General features: G+C 68.4%; 11 protein-coding genes and 1 pseudogene. 10 read left to right on the top strand and 2 right to left on the bottom strand.

The window, feature by feature from the left end; genetic code table 11:
- Positions 1-8: 8 nt before the first annotated feature.
- A complete protein-coding gene (locus ABZ721_RS35725; protein ID WP_358792953.1) occupies positions 9-434 on the bottom strand; it encodes a hypothetical protein in 426 nt (141 codons plus the stop codon).
- Between the two features lie 555 nt (positions 435-989).
- On the opposite strand from ABZ721_RS35725, the gene ABZ721_RS35720 reads away from it, so the two are divergent.
- The 4 genes from ABZ721_RS35720 to ABZ721_RS35705 all read left to right on the top strand — a co-directional run bounded on the left by ABZ721_RS35720 (position 990) and on the right by ABZ721_RS35705 (position 8,065).
- On the top strand, positions 990-1,442 hold the full coding sequence (locus ABZ721_RS35720; protein ID WP_358792952.1) for a hypothetical protein: 453 nt from the start codon (positions 990-992) through the stop codon (positions 1,440-1,442).
- A gap of 254 nt (positions 1,443-1,696) precedes the next feature.
- Entirely contained in the window at positions 1,697-2,518 is an 822-nt protein-coding gene (locus ABZ721_RS35715; protein ID WP_358792951.1) for a helix-turn-helix domain-containing protein, read from the top strand.
- A gap of 487 nt (positions 2,519-3,005) precedes the next feature.
- Positions 3,006-3,422 carry a hypothetical protein gene (locus tag ABZ721_RS35710; RefSeq protein ID WP_358792950.1) on the top strand — a complete coding sequence of 139 codons (417 nt, stop codon included), beginning with the start codon at positions 3,006-3,008 and terminating at the stop codon, positions 3,420-3,422.
- 986 nt (positions 3,423-4,408) lie between these two features.
- Positions 4,409-8,065 carry a tetratricopeptide repeat protein gene (locus ABZ721_RS35705; protein WP_358792949.1) on the top strand — a complete coding sequence of 1,219 codons (3,657 nt, stop codon included), beginning with the start codon at positions 4,409-4,411 and terminating at the stop codon, positions 8,063-8,065.
- A 207-nt stretch (positions 8,066-8,272) separates the two neighbouring features.
- Here the strand turns inward: ABZ721_RS35705 and ABZ721_RS35700 are convergent, their stop codons facing one another.
- A complete protein-coding gene (locus tag ABZ721_RS35700) occupies positions 8,273-9,241 on the bottom strand; it encodes a hypothetical protein (RefSeq protein WP_358792948.1) in 969 nt (322 codons plus the stop codon).
- A 392-nt stretch (positions 9,242-9,633) separates the two neighbouring features.
- Between ABZ721_RS35700 and ABZ721_RS35695 the strand changes: the two genes are divergently transcribed.
- The 6 genes and pseudogenes from ABZ721_RS35695 to ABZ721_RS35670 all read left to right on the top strand — a co-directional run bounded on the left by ABZ721_RS35695 (position 9,634) and on the right by ABZ721_RS35670 (position 20,058).
- Positions 9,634-12,774, top strand: coding sequence for a hypothetical protein (locus tag ABZ721_RS35695; protein WP_358792947.1), 3,141 nt, complete (start codon positions 9,634-9,636; stop codon positions 12,772-12,774).
- 230 nt (positions 12,775-13,004) lie between these two features.
- Positions 13,005-14,069: a hypothetical protein gene (locus ABZ721_RS35690; RefSeq protein ID WP_358792946.1), complete on the top strand. Its 1,065-nt coding sequence runs from the start codon at positions 13,005-13,007 to the stop codon at positions 14,067-14,069.
- Between the two features lie 690 nt (positions 14,070-14,759).
- Positions 14,760-15,830, top strand: coding sequence for a hypothetical protein (locus tag ABZ721_RS35685; RefSeq protein ID WP_358792945.1), 1,071 nt, complete (start codon positions 14,760-14,762; stop codon positions 15,828-15,830).
- Between the two features lie 331 nt (positions 15,831-16,161).
- Positions 16,162-16,473 (top strand): annotated as a pseudogene (locus tag ABZ721_RS35680) (type II toxin-antitoxin system prevent-host-death family antitoxin); the annotation flags it as partial.
- Positions 16,474-16,584: 111 nt separating this feature from the next.
- Positions 16,585-19,482 carry a DnaB-like helicase C-terminal domain-containing protein gene (locus tag ABZ721_RS35675; RefSeq protein ID WP_358792959.1) on the top strand — a complete coding sequence of 966 codons (2,898 nt, stop codon included), beginning with the start codon at positions 16,585-16,587 and terminating at the stop codon, positions 19,480-19,482.
- The gene (locus ABZ721_RS35670; RefSeq protein ID WP_358792944.1) at positions 19,483-20,058 is read left to right on the top strand and encodes a helix-turn-helix domain-containing protein; all 576 of its coding nucleotides are present in this window, start codon (positions 19,483-19,485) and stop codon (positions 20,056-20,058) included. It abuts the gene before it with no gap.
- Positions 20,059-20,066 lie beyond the last annotated feature (8 nt).

Here is a 20,066-nt window from a genome sequence, read left to right as displayed (position 1 = left end):
GCCACCGCTCAGGGGGCGGTGGTAGGGATGGTGTCATCGATGATGACCTCCGGGGCGGGATCACTGCTGGTCCGAACGGCAGTGATCTTGTCCACGGCTTGTGACAGTGCGTCATACACGCGCGTCGACTCCGCCTTGTTGTCCCTGCCGCCACTAGCCCACCCCGGGTGGGCGTTAGCATCAAGCTCCTTCAGATAAGCGACCAGTTGTGGGCCGGTAAGAGTGATCTGAACTAGCCCTCGCTGCCCACGCTCGCCGGGAGCCGGTGGCGTGCTCACCTTGGTGCCGATCGGTCTGGTGTCATCCCACAAGCCCTTGACGCAGATGACCGTGATGCTGCTGACGCCGGCTGCTTTGGTTAGCCGTGCTCCCTGAGCAGCGGGCGAATGGGTTCCCGCTCCGCAGCCCGCCAGAAGCAGAATTGTGGCTGTCATAGCTATAGGGGCAGTGCGCGGCATCGACATCCCGACATCGTCAGGGGTGGGTTGAGGATGACGCGCGGGCTCGGACAAATATGTCCGGAATTCGCCCTGGGGCGCTACGCAAGGGGCGTGAGGGCGGAAGGCGAAGGCCCCATCGGATGAGGTCTCCGCTCCCGCGGTGGCCCACGGCGTCCTGGCGGTTGCGCCTCACCTTGTGCAGGCGATGTGCCTTCGACGGGATGGGTGGAGGTTCTGATCGGGAGAGTCGTGTCCCTGACATGCGGCCGTAGAGGCCGATGTCAGTGCCCGCGGGGCGGTGGACGCAGGCGCACAGGAACGCCGCGATGATGGCCGCGTCACGGGGATGGAGAAGAGCAGTAGCGCCGTATCGGCGGCAGCCTACGTGTTGTCCTGCCCCTAGTACTCCCACCGCTCGACGTTTCCCCAGGTCAAGCCACGAAGTACGGCTGGAGTACTAGTCCCAGGCGCCCTCACGTCCTCATCGCGCTTCCCGCGCGTGCAGCGCTGGTGTTGGCTCCGGGACGACTGGCAGGAGGTGAGCTGCTCATGGCCGCGGTCCTCGCCGAGGCCCAGAAGTTGGCGGTCCCTGATACGCCGCGCCGCGCACATTCGCTACGCGTGCACGGCCGGCTGCCATCAGCGGTCGACGCCCGTCAGCTGCACCCCAGCAACCGGGGATCCTCCGCCGGCTCCCGCTGCAGGGCCGGTCCGCTCAACCACGAGGATCACGTGGCCTCTCCACTTCACGCCCTTGCTCCCGCCGGAAGCCAGACGCCGTCGGCCTCCCAGGGAACCAACACTCCGTGCCGGCGCAGTGGCACGGAAGGCGATTTGTTAGCGGATGAGCTTCCCGAAGAAGACCACGCCGCCGGCGAATCCGACGCCTGCTGCGAGGACTGCGGCGGGCAGGGGCTGATGGCTTGCCCAGGTCAGGAACCCGGCAGCTATCCCTACCCAACATCCCAGAAGAAGGATCACGGCGGCTCGAAGATCCATTAGAGGGGCCTCGGGGCCTTGCGGCGCCGGCAGGGCCGGTTCCCCTGCAGAGCCGTTTGCCTGAGGGTCGTTCTGGCTCACGGTAACTCCATGTCGATGTCGATCGGAACTTGCCAACTCTTAGGCACCAGAGGGCCGCTCCCCCTCGCAGGAAGTAAAAAAAGAAAGTTGTCGCCCACGCGAGGGGAGGGGCGCATCCACGCCCTACAAGGAGACGTCGTCACCCACAACAGCTGATGCGCCTCAGGAGGTCGCGCGTGGTCTCGAACCATGAGGGTCACAGAACGGAGGAGTGTGCGGCCTCTCCTCCCGGCGGTCGCGATCCTTCGGATCTCGGCGAAGGCGACATGGCGTTTGCGCAGATAGCTTCAGCCTCGGCGAGTTCCGTGGCACCGCCGGGACTTGAGACACCGCCACCACGTCCGAACGCTCAAAATCGGTCAAGGCGGCCGGCCGCAGCCCCCGTCCTGGACGGTTGGACGGATCTCCAGCTCGCGGAGCGTCTACGCAAGGATGGCTTCGATGGCGAACTGGGCCGTGCCGTCGTCGAGAGACTCATGCGGTATGGGCTGGGAGTATTAACCGCCTGGATGAACTCTGGCGTGATCTGGGATCGTGTCCCCGGCGGCGGGGTATGCAACTGGAGCGAGACGCAAGCGATTGACTTGCGCGCCACCACGGTGACCGACGCGGTGATGGCCTTCAAGAAGCAGATCCTGGAAGGAACTTGGGACCCGGCTAGGGCAAGCCTGCGCACATGGTTCATCGGCGGCTGCAAGTTCAAGTTCGCCGACGCGTACCGGGCTTCAGGGCTCGCCAGCAATAAATGTGTGCCAATGGAAGACGTTCCGAATCCACGCATGGGACAGGATCCAGAAGTCATATCCGTGCAGCGGGACATGATTGCCTTCCGAATGAAAGATATGGACCGACGGCTCCAACGTATTCTCTATTTGCGATCGGAAGACTATACGATTCCTGAAATTGCACACCTTCTGGGCGTGACAGATAGTACAGTGGAAGGCGTGCTCTACAGGTACAAACGAAAGGCAACCGGGGAGGATCGCGGTGACGAGTGACTCGGCGTTCTATGAGAATCCGTACCTGTCTTTCGTGGACAGGCCCGCCCATCCTTCGGCGAGCGCCGTACAGAGAGTGCCCATCAGAACGCTCCATCAGTACGCACGGGATCTGATTCCCATAGTGGCCAGGTCGCACTTCGAAGAACAGGCCGATGCAGCCGTATCTGAACCGCCGTCTACGGCAATGCCGCTCGTCCGCCGGCCAAGGCATGCTGCTGCGCGTGCCGTGTCCGAGGAAGCAGACAGCCACCTTTCGGCCGCGAATCCTTCGGCGACGCAGCACGGTGCCCCCCTCCGGCCCTGGGCCGATCAACCGCAACCTCAGTTGGATTCCTTCTTGCTGTTTTGCGACAGTGAGAGCGATCGGTGGGAACCCATCGAAATCCAGCCCGACGGAGAGCGGTGGGAGCAAGAACTCATCGAACGGTCCTCTCTGGGTGACCCTACAATAGCCGCCATCGGGAACAATGTGTCCGATAGCGAAATGAACGACGTGATGCGCCTGTTGCACTTCAAGGAGGCCAGCGAAAAATACCCGCTGCCCAATGATGCAGTGGAGGGGTCGCTAGAGGAATGGGTTATCAGTCATTCCCAATACCCTGAAACTTTGATGAAGGCCGGCCGCTCCTATGAAAGACAAGGCTTTCTCTACAGGGCAGAGCTATGTTTCAAGATGGCATACATCGGAGGATACTTCGAGGCTGAAAACGCCTTGAAGATGCTCCCGAGGGATGCCGCGGGTAACGTTGTTGTTCCTCGTCGAGAACAAGACGACATAGTTCCTATCGACGAGGAGGTTGTCGCTCTCGTGGAACGCGGAGTCAAGATGGCGAGGTCTGGGAGATACGGGCAGGCTAGACTTCTGCTATCCCTCGGCCTGGCAATCGACAGCGGACTATAGAGCGGCAGGTCTGGTGACCTGCCCCAACTATGGCCCGAGCATGGACCCCGGCGACGGCAGCATAGAGGCCCGCAGTCGTCAACCTGTGGATGACCGGGCAACAGTTGGGACCGCGTGCCGCACGAAAGGCGCCTGGGGCCGATGGAGCACTTCGCGCGGCAATGACGTGCCGGCCCGTGATGCTCGATCACCCTCCCGGCCGACAACCGGGGCCAGCGCTGCGAGCCTTCGCGCCCCGGCGCGATCGACGTTTTCGTGGCCCGGAACACTGAGCAACTGCCGCTATCGCTAAGCCGAAACCATTTCGCCGACGACCGCGCCGCTGCGCCCCGGACCCATTCACGCGATCGTTTGGGCGCTCGCCACCTGCCCTGGGCTGCGTGTCGGCCGAGCCCGACAGCGCCAACCACGTTGGACGAAGCAACGTATCTGCGCGCCGTCCAACCACGTGCAATCTTCCGCAGCGTCGCCTCAGCAGTCACCGCAGCAGAAGACTACGCACGCGAAGGCGAAGGCCTCATGGAGGTACTCGAGATCGTCGACGACTACCTGGTCCGGCATAGAAGCCTGCTGCTGAGCGGCGCTGCCTGCACGACGGGCCTGCGGAAAGTGCTGGAGGCCCTTCGGCCACCTCGGATGGGAGCCAGCCATCCAGCGCGCGCAGGAGCTCGCGGAGCTCTTGCGATAGCAGCTGGAACCACCTGCCGAGAACCTCGTCCCGGCGCCGCCAGGAATGTTCACCGCCCCGCCGACAGAAAACCCGGCTGGTCACGCGCGCGAGGGTCCTGCTGGTGTTGGACAGGCTTGACCCCACCGTCTTCGACGGCATCCCCGGCCCGTAGGCCCCCGCGCCCGCGAGGCGCTGGAACAACTGAGCATCTGCCGGCACTGCGAGTTGACAGCCCTCACGGCCTGTCGCCCTGTGCACGGATGTGCTGTCAGCGCTGGCCGATAGATTGGCCGCCTTGTTGAGAGTGGGGGCGTCTATGACTTCGCAACCGCGTCGTAGCTACACCAACGCGACGATCGCCGGGCTGATGACGTTGGCCCGCGGCGCGTGCTATTGGCCCGGTTGTGGTGAGCCGGTCATCCGGATGGTCGGTGCTGAGCCGATGCTCAACCTGGAGATCGCCCACATCCGCGCCTTCGAGAGCGGTGGCCCCCGGTTCGACCCGGCCTGGACGGTCAAGCAGCGCAACAGCTTCGTCAACCTGATGCTGCTGTGCACTCCTCACCACAAGACGGTCGACGGCCCCAACAGGGCCCTCTACCCAGTCGAATTGCTTGAGGGATGGAAACACGACCGTGAGGCTGAGGGCCAGGACGCACTGGCGGGCCTGCGGGATCTCAGCGAGGAACACCTGCTGGGCATGTGCACTGCCCTGCGCGACGAACTGGTAGCGGTGCTCGAGGAGATTGCCAGCAGCGGGCACGAAATCCTCCACCGTCTGGATGCACGGACAGACTTCCAGGCGGGGCTGCAGACCTTGAACCTTCGGGCACAGGAAGAGGCACAGGCCCTGACGGGAGCGTGGCCGGCCGTGGAGCAGGCAGTCGGGCTCTTGCAGAGCTGCCCGACCGAGCGCGAGGCCCTCTTGAGGCAGTGGGCCGACCGGTTTCCGAGGTGGATGGAGAAGGCGCCCCCGCAGGCGTTCGCCTGGCTGGCCCAACTCGCCGCGGACTACGAGGCCCACCAGGCTTCGGTCACGTTCTTCCAGCGTTGCATCGATGATGGCGGCTTCCCGCGGGACTTGTGGGTCGCGCGCGCAGCACAGCAGCTCAGCGCGGCCGGATCGGACCAGGATGCGCGCGACTTTCTCGTCACGAACAACCATCCCAGCTCACCTCTCCTGCTCGGAACGCTGACATTGCTCGACAGCGACTGGAAGAAAGCCCTGGGCCATCTCGCATCCTGGGCGCCGGCAACCCCAACTGCCCGGGCATTCAAAGCCGGCCTGGAAGCCCATGCCCTCACCAGCACGGGCCAGGACGCCGCCGCCCTGGCCCGGCTGCGTGCCGCGGACCCGGACGACACCCTGTCCGGCATCCAGTACCTGTCCGCTCTCATCCTCCTGGACCGTGCCGTCCGCGGCCGGAGCGAGCACCGGCTCGCGGACGCGCGCAACGCCCTCACCCTGGCGATCAAAGCCCGCGACGGCCGCCGGACCTGGTTCGGTGACAGCGTGGGACCCACCGTGGTGGCGGTACGGGCAGCGCAGCTGTGCGGCGACGCCGCCATAGCCTGGGGCCTGACACAGGAACAGCCCGAGGGCCAGGCACTCGCCCGCGAGGCGAGCGACGCCCGCCTGATCGAACACCGGGCAGCGCTTGCCGCGCTCACCGGCCGGGTGGAGCAGGCTCAGCGCCTGCAGAGCCAGGTCGAGAGCGCCTACGTCCGTGCACAGATCACTGCCATGCTCCTGGAGCGGGAAGCCGGCGGCCAGATCGGGACCCCGCAGGTCCAATCCGCCTGGCGCGCCGTGTGGGACGCGGCCACCACCGAACAGGAACAACTCCAGGCCGCGATGGGAATGGCGCAGTGCGGGACGCAACCGGCCGACCTGGACCGCCTCGACGGCGCCCATCCTGAGTTGGTCGCCGAGATCAGACTCATTACCCGGGCACTGACCGCCAGCTCCACCGGCGACCTCTCCGTGCTGCGCGCCAACGTCACCAAGAGTCGCATCATCGTGATAGCACTGGCACAGCGGTACCAGATCAGCGGCGAACGGGAGCTTCGGGCACGTACGCTGCGCTCGGGCGCGGAGCATTGGCGTGACGCCTTCCTGATGGCCATGGCGGCAGACGCCTACCGGCATGCCGACCTGCCCGGGCAGACGAAAGCGTGCGCGCGCGAGGCCCTGGCACTGGCCGGTCCCGGTTGGGCTGCACAAGGCGAGATGTATGCGCTGCTGGTTGAGGCGGAGCTGGCGGAAGGCAACACCGACCGGGCCACCGACGCGGCGCGGAACATGCTCGCCCTTGATCCGCACGACCACAACGCCCGGTGGGCGCTGGTCCGCTGCCATGTAGCCCGCGGCCTGTTCGAGGATGCCTGGAATGTTCTTGCCTACCAAGGCACGCCGATCGAACCCCGCACCGGACACGAGGCCCTGGTGTGGGTCAAGCTCGGGGCGAGGCACTGCGGCGAAGCCAACTTCACCGGCCAAGCCCTGGCCCTGATGCAGCGCTGGCCCGACGACGAGGAACTCCTCGGCGCCTTCATCGCTACCCTGCACCTGAGTGCCGCCGGCACCCCCGAGCGGTGGTCCGAAAACGACGCACGCCAGCTCAACGAAGCCACCGCCGACTACCTGCAACGGTTTCCCGACAGCTCCCAGTTCCGCGCCGTGAAAATGGGCCCCGGCGATGATCCGCTGGTCAACGTTGCGGAGGAATTGCGTCAGGCCCACGAGAGCATCAAGGATGTCCAGAGCAAGGTCGCAGCCGGCGACCTCCCCCTGGGCCCCCTCACGTGGGTGGCCGGGCGCAGCTACACGGAGCTGAGCCTGCGCCGGGGGGCCGGATTCGTCTATGCGGGCGACGCCCAGACCGCCGGTGCGGGAGCCGAAGCGGTGACCACAGCCCGCTCCCTGCGCACGGTTATCGATCCCACCGCTGCCCACACCCTGGCGCTGCTGGATCCGGGCCATGCCGAGCGGCTGATCGGCAGCTTGGAGGAAGTGGTCACCACCGACCAGCTGTTCCAAGACGCCCTGCACGCGAAGGAGTCCCTCGCGCTGCAGTCGGAGCTGACACTGGGCTGGGACGAGGCGGGACAGCGGGCACAGGCCCACATCGACGAAGCGGCCAACGTCCAGTGGCTGCGTTCCATGTCGATACGTGTCGTGGAGGTCCTCCGGTCGGTCGCCCGCGTTCCCCGTCCGGAACTGCGACGCTTCCCCCTTCCCGGCACGCACGGCACAGAGTGGCTCACCGCCCCCGACTACGCCAAGGAGCACGGGCTGGTCCTGTGGAGCGACGACCGGGTCCTGCGCGCGATCGCCCGTGCGGAGCAGATCCCCACCTTCGGAACCCTCGACCTCCTGGACGCCACGACCGCTGTCGGCCAGTTCAGCACCCACCAGGCCCTGCTCATCAAGGCCGACCTCTTGCGCAACCACTACGTTGACATCGAGTTCTCCACCAACCTCTACGAGGCCGCAGCCCTTGCTGACGGCTGGCAGGCCAAAGCCGTCGCAAACGCCCTGTCCCGCCCGCAGGCATGGACGCAGCCGCAGTCCGCGGCATCGTTCGTGCTGGAGTGCGTCTCCCACATCAGCGAGCATCGCCCGCACGACATCAGCCAGTGGCTGGCTGCCGCCTCCACCGGCCTGGCCCGAGCCTCGGTGCCCGGGGCAGCGAACCAGAACCTCAAGGCCCTGGTCTGGCAGGTCCTGACCCAACCGTGGGTCAACACGTCCTCACTCCCGTTCATCCTGACCGGGCTCCGCTGCGGCCTCGCGGTTCGCGACGACGCCGGGCTGCCCTTGGAGGAGGCGCTCGCCCAGTTCTACGCCGCCCTGGTCGCCCGGTCCGGTCACGTAGTGGCCGCAAGCCAACTCATGAAGCTGTACAAGATCGCTCCTGACGCGGAGAAGGCGGCCGCCGCCCGGGTCGTCCTCACACACCCAGGAAACTGAAGGCGCCCCGCTCAGGACCGCACAGGGGCCCGACGCGGCTCCGCACAGCCCAGGGCAGACCGCAGCCTCCATCGAATCCGCACCGGTTTTCACCAACCCCTGCGGCTTTGCCGAGAAACGGGTTGCGGGCCGTGCACCGGACAGCGGGGCAGCCGGATCGTTCGCCCCGACGCGAGGGCCTGCTGCCCATCGGTCGCGGGCCCCCTGCTACCTGCCGCGCAGCTCGTCGACCTGACGCTGCTCGAACCAGTCGGAGATCATGTCGAGGCGCCGCACGGACGGCTCGACGCGGCTCAATGCCCGGTCCAGGTGGATGAACGGCATCATGAGCCCGGTGAGCGACAGGGTCTTGGTCTTGAGCCCCTCCGCCTGTCTCGCCCAGGACGGCAGGTGCTTGGACACCTCGCAGAGACCCTTCAGCATGCGGGCCATCTCATCATCGGGAAGGGAGGCGTCCGCCTCCCCGGAGCTGTGGACACCCAGCAACTGCTGTGCGGTGGCGACGGCTTCGGCAACGGCCTGCACGCGCTGCACCGCGTGACCGCGGAACCGGTGGGCCATCGCCTTGCCGTCGATGTCCACGCCTTCGGTGAGCCGGCCCCGAAGCTGCTGGGGCGTCACGATAGGGGCCGGATCGGAAGACGCCATCGTCCACGCGATGGGTTGGTGCCGGCCGATGAGTTCGTCGGCCAGCACCCGGTACGCCAAGACAAGATCGGAGATCAGGTCCGGCTCCAGCGTGTCCCGGTGGTACGCCGTGTTGCGGTACTGGTGCAGACGGTCGAGCACATCGCGCTCCGGGGTTGTCAGCACGCCCCTCTGCATCAAAAACTTGGTCTTCTCGCGCAGGTGAGCGTCCATGGCCTGGCGACGATCCGGCCCCACATGCTCATCGACCAGCCGGTTCAGCTCCTCGCTGAGGTCCCCGCCGCCGTCGCGGAACGCGCGCATCTCTTCGACGCGACTGTCAGCGATCTGGAAGGCCAGTTGAGCGTTGACCTCACGGCCCACCACCACCTCCGCCAGGTGGTCAAGGAGGATGAGCGCAAGCCGGTCGTGTGCCTGATCACCCACGTCGGCGCAGCGCCGGATCTCGGCTATCTCGACCGCGAGCCAGTTCCACTGCTCGGATTGCTGTACTGCGACGCGGTCCCAGTCGGGAGCGAAGGGCTGCATAGGGGGCATGGCATCAGCTTCCCACCACATGACGGCGCGCTGTGAACTTCAGCGCGCTGCTTCCGCGGGGAAGCAGCGCTGTGATCGCAACGGTGCTGCGGGACGCGAACCGGGCGGCCTGGCGTCCTGCGGCTGAGGGGAGGGCTGGAGATCGAGGAGCAGGTCGAGCGCCCGTCATTGTCGTCACGTTGACGAGAATGGGGGTGAGGTGGCACCCTGAACCTGCGGCCTGTCGGCGCCGCGCCCCGTGCGAGTCACCTCTTCTGGCGGCAACAGTGAACCACTCAGACGCTCAGCACTACGAACATCAGCTGCAAGCGGCCATGGCGCAGATCAGGCCCTGGGGAGCCGTAGCCGTCGTCGGGGCTGGCATGTCGTTCGCCGGATATCCTATGACCGCCGGACTCACCCCCTTGCTCTGGCAGGCCCTGGATGCCTGCCCGCCCGCACTGCACGCGACAGCCGACGCCATCGGTCAGCCGCCCGCACCAGCCAAAGACCTGATCGGCAACGACCGGGACAGACTGAGCCACGGCTACCAGCAACTGCGCCTGCACGCCGATGCCCGCACTTCCTTCCAGGACGGGTTCGAGGCACTCGACCGACAGCGCCGGCCCTCACCGGCACACCAGGCCATGGCACGCCTGATGCACCAGGGCCTGATCGAGCTCACTGTCTCCTTCAACTGGGACACCGCCATCGAACGCGCATGGGGTGCCCAGTACGGCACCGCGCTACCGGCTGCTGCAGCCCAGTTCGTCAAACCCCACGGGGACGCCGCCCATCCCGGGGCCCCATGGATCCTGCCCGACGAGCCAGGCCGCGTCCCGGCCGACCTTGCCGAGCGGGTACGCACCATGCTCACCGAACGCCCCCGCGTTCTGCTCATCGTCGGCTACTCCGAAAGCGATGAGGACGTCGTCACCCAATTGACCGGCCCCATGGGGCAGCACTGGCCCGTCGTGCGCATCGGCCCCTCCGCCACCGGTCCACTCGCCGTCACCGCCACGGCCGACGACGCCTTGCCCGACCTCGCATCCCAACTGGTCCCCGAGCCCGAACTGCCCGGCTGGCGCTGGGTCGACTACACCATCCAGCGCGACTTGGGGGCCGCCCTGCGCGGCTACCGGCTCACCTCCCAGGACACCGAAGCCTGCCCGCAAGCCCCCGAAGCCGACGATGTGGCCCAGCGGCTGACCGTCGCCAACCTGGCCCGCCTACAGGCCCCCAGCGGATGCGGCAAGTCCCTCACCGCTTTCCAGGCCGCACGCCAGCTCAACCGCGACGGCTGGGAAGTCGTCGAACTCGCCGAGGCCGCAGTCGCCACCCGCGCGACCGTTCAAGCCCTCGCCCACCCGCGCTATCCCACCGTGGCTGTCATCGACGACGCACAAGCCCTGCGCCCCGAGGTCCACACCGATCTGGAACACCTTGCCTCCAGCCGACTGAAGATCCTGCTCGTCCACACCGACGACGAGAACACCCCCTCGACGGACCCCGCCACCGTGCACCTGCTGCCGGCCCGGGCTGTTCGGCTCCTGGCGGACCACATCAGCGCCCACCAAAACGACCTCCTACCCGTTCTCTCCCAGCTGGACGACCGCCTCGGCCACAAGCCCTTCACCACGCCCATCGACGAACGGCTCACCCAAGCACGCCACGCCACCCGCCCATGGCAGTTCATGTTCGTCCTGACCGGAGGGGAACGCCGCGCCGCGGAGGAAGTCGCTTTTCTGCGCGAACACCAGCGAGCAGACCTCCTGCTCGCGGTCCTCAGCGCGCAGCAACTGCTGTCCCTCGACGCCGGCATCGACGAGGCGACACTGCTCGCCCTGGCCACCGAGAATCTCGGCCGTTCCCCACGATGGGCCCACGACGCGCTGGCCGCCGTCACCGGACGCCGCCTGACGCTGCCCGGCGAACGCATCCGCACCACCCACCAGCGTTTCGCCGCATACGCGCTGCGTGCCGTCCTCACCGCGGACCCCCAACCCGACGAGCAGCTCCTGCAACTTCTCCGCAAGCAGCTGACCGATCCGGCCACAGCCCTCCAAGGCATCCACTGGCTGCTGGACGACCTCCGCCAAGTCGACCGGCTCCGGCACAGACGACCGCAAGTGCTCATGAACGAGACAACGACCTGCACCCTGGTGGAACGCTGCATCCACGCACCCCGCGAGGAACGAGCGGCAGCAGCGATGGTCCTGTGGAACATCACCTGGTGGGGAGAACAAGCCTGCACCCAGGTGCTGGCCCACGACAGCACCATCGCTCGTTGGATCAACGAGGCCACCTCAGCTGAGGCCTATGCGCTGCGCTGGGCCGCCAGCGCACTGCGCTCCCACACAGGCGACGGCGGCACCTGGGCCACCACCGCAGGACAGATCCCGCCTCGTGAGTTCGCTCACCGCCTGAGCGCCGAACTCACCGCCGGATCCGTCTACTCCTGGGCCGAGCTGGTGGGCGAGCTGTGGCAGGCAGTGCCCCAGGTGTGGAAGGAGCAATGCGTGCAGGCGCTGGACCGCGCACCCCTGCTGGCCGCGGCCCACGACCTCGACGAATACTCCCTCCACGGCTACACCGAATTCGCGATGTGGTGCGCCGCCGCGGACACCCATCTGTACTTCGAGATGATGGGCGAGACCATTCCGGCCATCAGCCACGCGCTGACCGCGGCACCCGGGCCAGCCGTCAATGACCTGTTCGGCTTCTTCCTGGCGACCTTCTGGGGCGAGGAGCCGCACCCCCTGGAGGGGGCCCGGCGTGGGTTCGTCGAACAGGCCACGATCCTTGTGCAGCGCATCATTGCCGCGACGACGTGGGAAACCGCGGCTGATGCGGTCAGCAACGGCGACCTTCGCTCGTGGGAGAGCCTGGACCTGCTGGCCCACTGGCTCCACAGCCACGACCCCGCCGCGTACGCCACGCTCACCGACCACATCGCTCTCACCTCCCTGGACGCCCGCACCAAAGGGCTCTGGCACAACATGGCGGAACTTCGATCCATCACGCAGGCCCTCAGCTGCGGCACCACCCGAGAACCGGGCCGCGGCTGGATCACCGCCCACGCAGACGACATCACCACCATGCCGAGTTGGGCCATCGCGATCTCCCCGGAAACTGCAGTGTCCGTCGGTCAGCGCGGTGGAACACTCTCCCTGGACCTGTCCGGCGGGGCGCACTGGGACTGGGCGGCCGACGCCATCCAATCCCTCGCCGCAACGAACAGGCCTGTAGCTGTGGAACTGCTGCGCCGCAGCTGCCCAGACCTCACCAGCGCACTGGCGAACGACAGCTTCCACGCTGCCAACGGCTTGACGGAGTTCCTCAACGCGGCGGACGCTTGCGCCCCCGAGATCCTCGACGCCGCCCTCGAGGCCCTCGACCCGACCCGGACCAGCGTCTCTTGGTCGGCAATGCTGGACGGCACGGACAACCAGCGCATCGCTGCAGCAATACTGATCAGCCGAACCGCACGTGTCGCCGGCCCCGTAGGAGAGCAAGCTCGACAACTGCAACCGCACCTCCCATAAGGCCGCCGCCTCCGCCAGGTGAAGCCGACGCATGCCCGGTTCCGCTGCGCAGTGCGCGATTCCTCAACGGCAGGCGACATAGCCCGCGAACACCCGGAGGCCCCGTACCGCGGCACCCGGCCCTGCTGCTCCCTTCGCGACCCGCTTCGTGGCACCGCCGCGAGGAGGTGCGCGCGACAGCCACTCAGCGTCCGGCGCCGCTCGGCGGGCCCTACCGGAACACGGTCACCATGATCGCTGAGGCTGTGCTGCGCGGATACATCCTGGAAGAAGTCCTGGCATGGCTGCTGCGGTCCAGTGGGTACGAAGTCCTCACCGCACAGGACGATCAGGAGAGGGCGCCGTGGAAAGTGCTGGAGGAACGCAACCATGGCCTGGTGGTGCGCGGCCGTGGAGCGTGGCATCAAGCAGACACCCTGGGGCAGTTCCGGTACGTCCCGCCCTTCTCGCTGCCGGTACGCCTGTTCGTCGAGGGGAAGTTCACACACCGCAAGGTCGGACTCTCCATCGTCCGCAACGGCCATGGAGTCGTGCACGACGTGAACGAAAACGTCGTGACCACCGTGGCCACGAGCTCAGGCCCCCGTTGGCCAAGGGCCCGCTACCGCTACAGCTACGCGATCTTCTCTACCTCCGGATTCACCCAGGACGCCCAAGAGTTCGCGCTGGCACACCAGCTGTCCCTGGTCGACCTGTCGGTCCCAGACTTCAAAAAGCTACGGAATTTGGTGAGAACGGCAGCAAAGGATGTCCACGCCGCGATGAAGGCGTTGCCGGCGGACGCCATCCCTGCCACCAACGAGATTCGGAACTATCTGCGGCGGCCACTTCTCGGCCTGTGGGATGAACCGGTCGTCTCCCACGCCTCGCTCACCATTCCTCTCGACACCCTGGCACAAAGCCTGCAAAGCCGCTCCACCCTGGGACTGATCCTGGCATTTCCCGCCGCGCCGTTCGTCCTGGGCCTGGCCTCCGACGACCTGTACGCCTTCGTCAACTACGCGCTCGAGCAACCGACACACCTGGTCCGCCTGCGCCGGCTCAGGCAGTCGGCACCCCACCATGTATGGGAGATCCGCGCCCTGGACGCCCCGGACGCCTACAGGCTGACCTTTGGCCTGCCACAGCAGGTGGAAGCCTGGATCCTCGACCAGAATGCTGGTGCGCCCTCTCGCACCCGCTGGGTGAAAGAGAGCATTCTTTCCGCTATGACCCTGTACTGGATGAACGGCGACCATGCCCATACCTTCCAGCTCCGGTACGAGGCATCCCAATTCCTGCAGGGACTCGGATGACAACGATCGGCCAGACACCGGCTCCGCCATGTGTCCAGTTGCCCGGCTGTGTAATGTCGCAGGGTGGGGCGGCGGTGGAGGCGACCGTGGACCCAGCCCACCTGGGGATGCTGCAAAAGAGACCGGCTCGCCTCCCAGGGGGACGGCCCACCCCGTGAGCGACGCCGGGTGGGGCGCTGGCCACCAGCTGCATCCTGCCGGGTGTGAGGGCTGTTCGATCAGCACGGGACCCCGGAACCATGACCCCGGGGCCCCGCTGTGCACTTCATTGACCGACCCTCTAACGACCGGGCGCGGCCCCCGTTACGCCCTGTCGGCGTCGAAGGCGTCGACGATCCCGATTGCCCCAGCCAGCGCAGGAGGACGTGCGCTGGACGCCGGTCTGCGGCGTCGGACTATTCCCCCGCCGGGGGCGTCGCAGGACGGTCATTGCGTACCCAGGCGGATGACGGAGTCATCGGCGTTCGGAGCTGGCGCATGCCGGTCCCACCCCGCGCCCGGCTACGTCGTCCTGGCGGGGTGCCGCGCACGGCTGCAGCCGATGGGTGCCCTATACATGTCAGCCATCCCGGTGCGAGGGGCCCTCCCCGGTTGGTTGCGCCCGTAGCATGGCTCGGCGCACCGCGTGGCTGGTGGTCTTGCCGCCACCGGACCCCTGCGAGGCATTACCAAACGCACAGGAGAGCGGACATGGCGGGCGCCCCCTCGGATGACGACATCCTCGAAGCGGTCGAGCGACGCCTTGCGCAGCGTGGTGTCCTGCAAAAGCTCCACACACCAGGGGCCGCCACCATCGCCCGATGTCCCCTCCTCGACTGCCGCATCGTCCGGTCGGTGGAGATCCGCCGGGAACAGCAGCGGACGCACCACGGCGCCAAGGACCTGTCGACGTATCCGACCTACCAGGACCTGACGGCCTACCCGTGCCCTCCGCCCCGTGACCCCGCCACGTCCCAACAGCACATCCTGGTCCTGCGCGGGTCTGTGCGGGAGCGCCACTGCGACTGCGGCAACGGCAAGGTCGGATGCCCCCGCTGCAAAGGGCGCGGGCGGCTCTCCTGCGATCCCCGCACCGTGTGCCTGCAGTGCCGGGGGGCGGACCCCTGCCGTGTCTGCCGCGGTACCGGCCGGCGCCGCCACGTTCCCCGAACGTCGGCCCTCCCCGCGGACGGGGATCTGGTCACCTGCACGCAATGCGGTGCCCGGGAGGCAGCCTGCCCCACCTGCACCGGCCGAGGCACCTTGACCTGCCCCATCTGCAACGGCACCGAGGTCATCACCTGCGCGGACTGTACGGGCAAGGGAACGATCAACCACGCGGCGTGCGGCGGCGAGGGCCGGACCACGTCATGGACCGAAGGCACGATCAGCCACACCCCGCAGGAGGCAGCACTCGTTCTGCCCAAGAAACCGTTGCCGCTCGTCGTCCGACAGCGCACCCGCAGCCAAGGACAGTGGCGCAGCGCTCAGGTCGCCGGCAACGACCAGCCGCCCGAGGACCTTGATGCCACTCACCGTGCGGCGATCGGCCGCGTGTGGGGTGAACGGCCGAATGAGGTGGCCCGGAGCACGAACATACGGCACCTTGCGCTGGCCCGGGTCGAGGTCGCAGCGGATCCCCATCGGGTGTACTACGTCTTTCCGACCCCGACCGGGGTGCAGGCTATCTGGCTGCCTTCGCCGCGCCTCGTCGAGCGCGTCCTGGCTTGGGGTGCGGGGTTCATCGCCCTCCTCATCGTCATCTTTGTCATGATCCACTAGCGGTGTGGGCCGAAGGGCTCTCCCTGCTTGTCCGTGCACTTGGCAACGAGCAAACCCGGCCCTGGCTGTGACCCCGCCCCATCCAGCGAAACGGTCCAGCACCACCGGATCGGGACGGCGAACCGGTGGCGAGACCGACCCCTGGGAGCCCGGGGTGCGTCGCGTCGGCCAGGGTGAGCGGTTCGGCCCTCGCCGCCTGTATTAGCATTACAAATATTTGCCTCCACCACCAAGTGGGCGATAAATGCGGAGGGTTTCTCTGCTGGCGACCAGGGGGTGCGGTACGATACGAGGCCTCTAACGTTACAAGTTGTGCGGGCTGGGAGTGGGCATGCGGACCTCGGGAACGAAGGATGTGTCTGCCGGTCGACGGGTCGGTCGATCGTTGGGGGTGCATGAGGCCCGACGGATACTGCCCTCGCTGGTCGCCGACGCACTGAAGGGGGCCGGGACGCGGATCAGCCGTGACCCGCATACCGCGGTGCTGGCCCCGTTGGCCTGGTTGGAGGAGGGTCTTGCCGAGGAGGAGGGGCTGGTGTCGCACACGGCGGTCAGTTCGGCCCGCGCTCATCTGGGGGACCACGTCGCGCAGGCAGCCCAGGGTCGGCCGCAGGTCCTGACCCGGCACGGCAAGCCGGTCGCGGTCCTCCTGCCGGACACCCCCGCCCCAACACCCGCTGCTGTGACACCGTCCCGCGCTCGGCGTAAAGCCCCCAGGGCTGGGGGATCGCGACTGGTCGCGGCCGGTGAGGTAGTGGCGGCGCAGGAGTCCCGCCCGGCGCTGTCCTTCGGCTTGCCCGCTCTGGACGCGGCGGTGCGCGGTATTACGGACGGGCACCTGGTGCTGGTGGCCTCGCCCCCCGGGGTCGGCGGAAGCCTGCTGGCTATCGCCGCGGCCCGGCAGGCCGCCCTTGAGGAGGACCGGACCGTGTTGTACGCGGCCGCTGCGGGTCTGCGCCGAGAAGACGTCGTCGCCCGCGTGGTGGCCTGCCACGCCGGCGTGTCCTACCAGGCGCTGCGGGCCGGGACCCTGACGGGGGAGCACGCCGACGCCGCATGTCAGGCGCAAGCCGACCTGTCCCAGGCCGCCCTGTACATTGATGACGGCGCCGACCTGGACGCGCAGACCATTACCGACAGTGCGAGCGAACCGTGGCACGAGTGGGGCAAGCCGCTGTCTCTGGTCGTCGTCGACCGCCTGCAGCACCGGCATGCCCCGCATATCGCTCTGTCCGGACCGGCCCTGACGGCGGCGGTGCAAGAGCTGGCTCGGCTGGCCGCTCAGAGCACAGTGACGGTGCTGGTGGTGATGGACAGCGCGGATCCGGCCCTGCTGGCGGAACTGGACGCGGAAGTGACTCTCACCTTGTCCCGCCTCGGCCAGGCGGTGCGGGTCGACATCACCGCCCGCGACCTGGGTCCGCTGAGCGCGGTGGCCCTGCACAGCGACCGGACCCGGGCCCGGTTCCTGCCGCTGCCCGAGCACTACGCCCAGCGCCTGCTCGCCGACGACACCACCACCACCGACACCCCCCAACTGCCACCCCCCGCGCCGGCCGCGGACACCGCGGTTCCTGCGCCGGACGCACCCCGGCCGCCGCACGACCCCTCGCCGGCCGGGCAGCGGCCGCCCGCTGCCGCCCCCACCGTCCCGGAGCCTGCTGCGTCTCCTGCCCCGGCCGACCCGCCGACCTCACCCCCGCCCGGCGCGTGGCCCGCCGCCCTCGCCCCCCGGCCGCACCCCGCCCCTGCGGCAGCGGACGGTGCCCCTGCCCCCGCCGCCGCGGCCTCCTCCCAGAGTGGGGCGGGTGCAGGGACCGCGCAGGACGATGTGCCGGAGGAACAGCTGCCGGACCAGGAGAGCCCAGTCGGGCGTTTCGAGTACGGGCCGTTCGCCGTCCTGGACGGCACCGGCCGCGCCCACCTGCCCAGCGGGGCCGTCCTGCCCTGTCCCGCCACCACGGTGGCCGAACTGGTCGCGTGGGCCGCCGACCGGCCCTTCGGCAGCCCCCGCCTGAGGCCACACGGCCGGGACGGCGACCCGCTGATCGTCCTGGCCGACGAAGCGGTCCAAGCGCTGGGCCTGCCCGCGCGCGAAGATCCCGAAGAGCGGGCCCTGCCCGCCGACCACCCGGTCATCCGCGATCTCAGCGCGCACGGGTGGAAGTTCCCGCTGCGCGGCGGCCGCCCCTGGTTCAGCGCCTGGCCGCGGATCTACCAGCCGAACACCGGTAAACGCCGCTCCGTGCAACTGGCCATCCTGCCCTGGGGGGCCCTGACCACCGGCGGCTGGCCGGTGCCCGCCGCACCGGACAGCCGCTCCCCGGCCGTGCCGGTGGCCGAACTGGTTCGCTTCCTAAGCGCGTACAGCGAGCGGGTCATGACGCCGGTCAGCTCCACCGCCAGCACCGGCCAGGAGCTCATGGCCGCCCTGCGCCCGCCCACCCGCGCGTTCCGCGACCCGACCAGCGGCGAGGTCGGCCCCCAGTGGCTGGATGGCGCCCTGCACGTGGCCACCGAGGCGGCCCCACCAGAGGTCCCGCCCGAGCACCCGCTGGCCCGCGGCCGCGACGAACGCGACCCCGCCCAGGTCCTGATGGAAGAGGCCCAGGGCTGGTGGCGGATGCCCACCGACGCCGAACGGGCCCTGCCCTACGTGGTGGGCCTGGACATCAACATGGCCTTCGGCGCCGCCGCCAACGGCACTCACCTGGGCACCTGCGCCCCCTACCTGTTGGAGCACCCCCGCTTCGACAAGAAACTCGCCGGCTGCTGGCTGGCCGACCTGTCCGGCCTGGACCTCGACCCGCGGCTGCCCAGCCCGTTCACGCCCACCGGAACCCGCCCCACCGGGCCCGCCTGGTACGACACCCATACCCTGGCCTTTGCCGCCGAACTGGGCCTGACCCCCCACCCCCTGCAGGCGTGGGTGCGCCCCACCCCGGCCCAGGCCGCGGCCCTGGGCCTGAGCGCGCACCCGCCGGTCATCGACCCCCACCGGCCCACAGCCGGCCCCGTGCCGCCGTTCGGGGCGGGCGCTTACCTCAAGCCCTGGTACCAACGCCTCAACGACGCCTACCTGACCACCCTGGAGCGGCTGGGCGCGGTCCACGACGACGCGGGCCGGCCCCTCACCCCGGCCGCCTACCTCGCGGCGATGGACGCCATGAAGGACCCCCGGTTCCAGGCCGAGCACGCCGCCGACCTGTGGGTGCTGGCCGCGATCAAGTCCACCGTCAAGGGCGGTATCGGCAAGCTCCGCGAACGCCCGCATGACCCCGGCCGCCGCTCCGGCGACCCCCACGCCCCCTGGAAGGCCCTGGAACGGCCCCTGTGGCGGCCCGACATCCGCGCCGCGATCATCGCCCGCTCCCGCGCCACCATGCACCGCAAGATCCACGCGACCCTGCAGGCGACCGGCGCCCACCCCCTGGCCGTCAACACCGACTGCATCGTCTACGCCTGCGCCGACCCCAGCATCCTGGGACTGATCGGCCACCGGTCCGGGTTCACCGCAGGCCCCAACCCCGGCCACGTCAAACAGGAAGGCTGCCAGCCCATGGACTGGTACGTGGCCACCGCCGCGCAGGACATTAACCCGGCCCGCCGGATCAAGGACGGCGCCACCGACACCGCACGGGACGGCAAGTAAATGACCACCACCCCCGTCCTGGACGCCCTGTGGGCCGCCCAACGCGCTGCCGTCGACCGCCTCCAGCGCACTGCCACCCCCCGCAGCATGCCCCAGAGCCCGCAGGCCCAGGTCGCCTTCCTGCACCGGCGGCTGGGCGGCAAGACCGCCCGCCTGGCCGACCTCCTGGGCGTGCACCCGGAAACCGTCCGCCGCTACCTGCGCGGACAGCGCCGCCATCCGCCGGCTGCCTTCGCCGCCCGCCTGGCCGACGCCGTCCGCGCCAAATTCCGCCCCCGCCTGGCCCGCACCGCCGACGACGCGATGCGCACCCGGGGCCTGCGCTGCAACATCACCGCCACGTTCTCCTTCGCCTCCGCCTCCGCCGGCACCAGCGACGACGGCCGCGAACGCCGCCTGAACGAAGACCTCACCCCCCACGACACCCGCCGCCTGCTCGCCGCCCGCGACGCCGGCGACGAAAACGGCGCCCTGGACATCGCCGGCCAAGGCGTCGCCGCACGCTACTTCGGCCTCCACGGCACCGGCATGGACGTCTGGGTGCGCGACCTGGTCCACATCACCTTCGAACTCTGACCCCCACC

This window comes from Streptomyces sp. NPDC006733 (genome assembly GCF_040636125.1).
Classification (GTDB): domain Bacteria; phylum Actinomycetota; class Actinomycetes; order Streptomycetales; family Streptomycetaceae; genus Actinacidiphila.
This window is presented reverse-complemented; position numbering and strand designations above follow the sequence as displayed.

Excerpts from the sequence above, each read along its gene's own strand:
- ABZ721_RS35685 (WP_358792945.1), top strand. The coding sequence starts at position 14,760 with ATGGCGGGCGCCCCCTCGGATGACGACATCCTCGAAGCGGTCGAGCGA.
- ABZ721_RS35720 (WP_358792952.1), top strand. The coding sequence starts at position 990 with ATGGCCGCGGTCCTCGCCGAGGCCCAGAAGTTGGCGGTCCCTGATACG.
- ABZ721_RS35690 (WP_358792946.1), top strand. The coding sequence starts at position 13,005 with ATGATCGCTGAGGCTGTGCTGCGCGGATACATCCTGGAAGAAGTCCTG.
- ABZ721_RS35700 (WP_358792948.1), bottom strand. The coding sequence starts at position 9,241 with ATGCAGCCCTTCGCTCCCGACTGGGACCGCGTCGCAGTACAGCAATCC.
- ABZ721_RS35695 (WP_358792947.1), top strand. The coding sequence starts at position 9,634 with ATGACCGCCGGACTCACCCCCTTGCTCTGGCAGGCCCTGGATGCCTGC.
- ABZ721_RS35670 (WP_358792944.1), top strand. The coding sequence starts at position 19,483 with ATGACCACCACCCCCGTCCTGGACGCCCTGTGGGCCGCCCAACGCGCT.
- ABZ721_RS35705 (WP_358792949.1), top strand. The coding sequence starts at position 4,409 with ATGACTTCGCAACCGCGTCGTAGCTACACCAACGCGACGATCGCCGGG.
- ABZ721_RS35710 (WP_358792950.1), top strand. The coding sequence starts at position 3,006 with ATGAACGACGTGATGCGCCTGTTGCACTTCAAGGAGGCCAGCGAAAAA.
- ABZ721_RS35725 (WP_358792953.1), bottom strand. The coding sequence starts at position 434 with ATGACAGCCACAATTCTGCTTCTGGCGGGCTGCGGAGCGGGAACCCAT.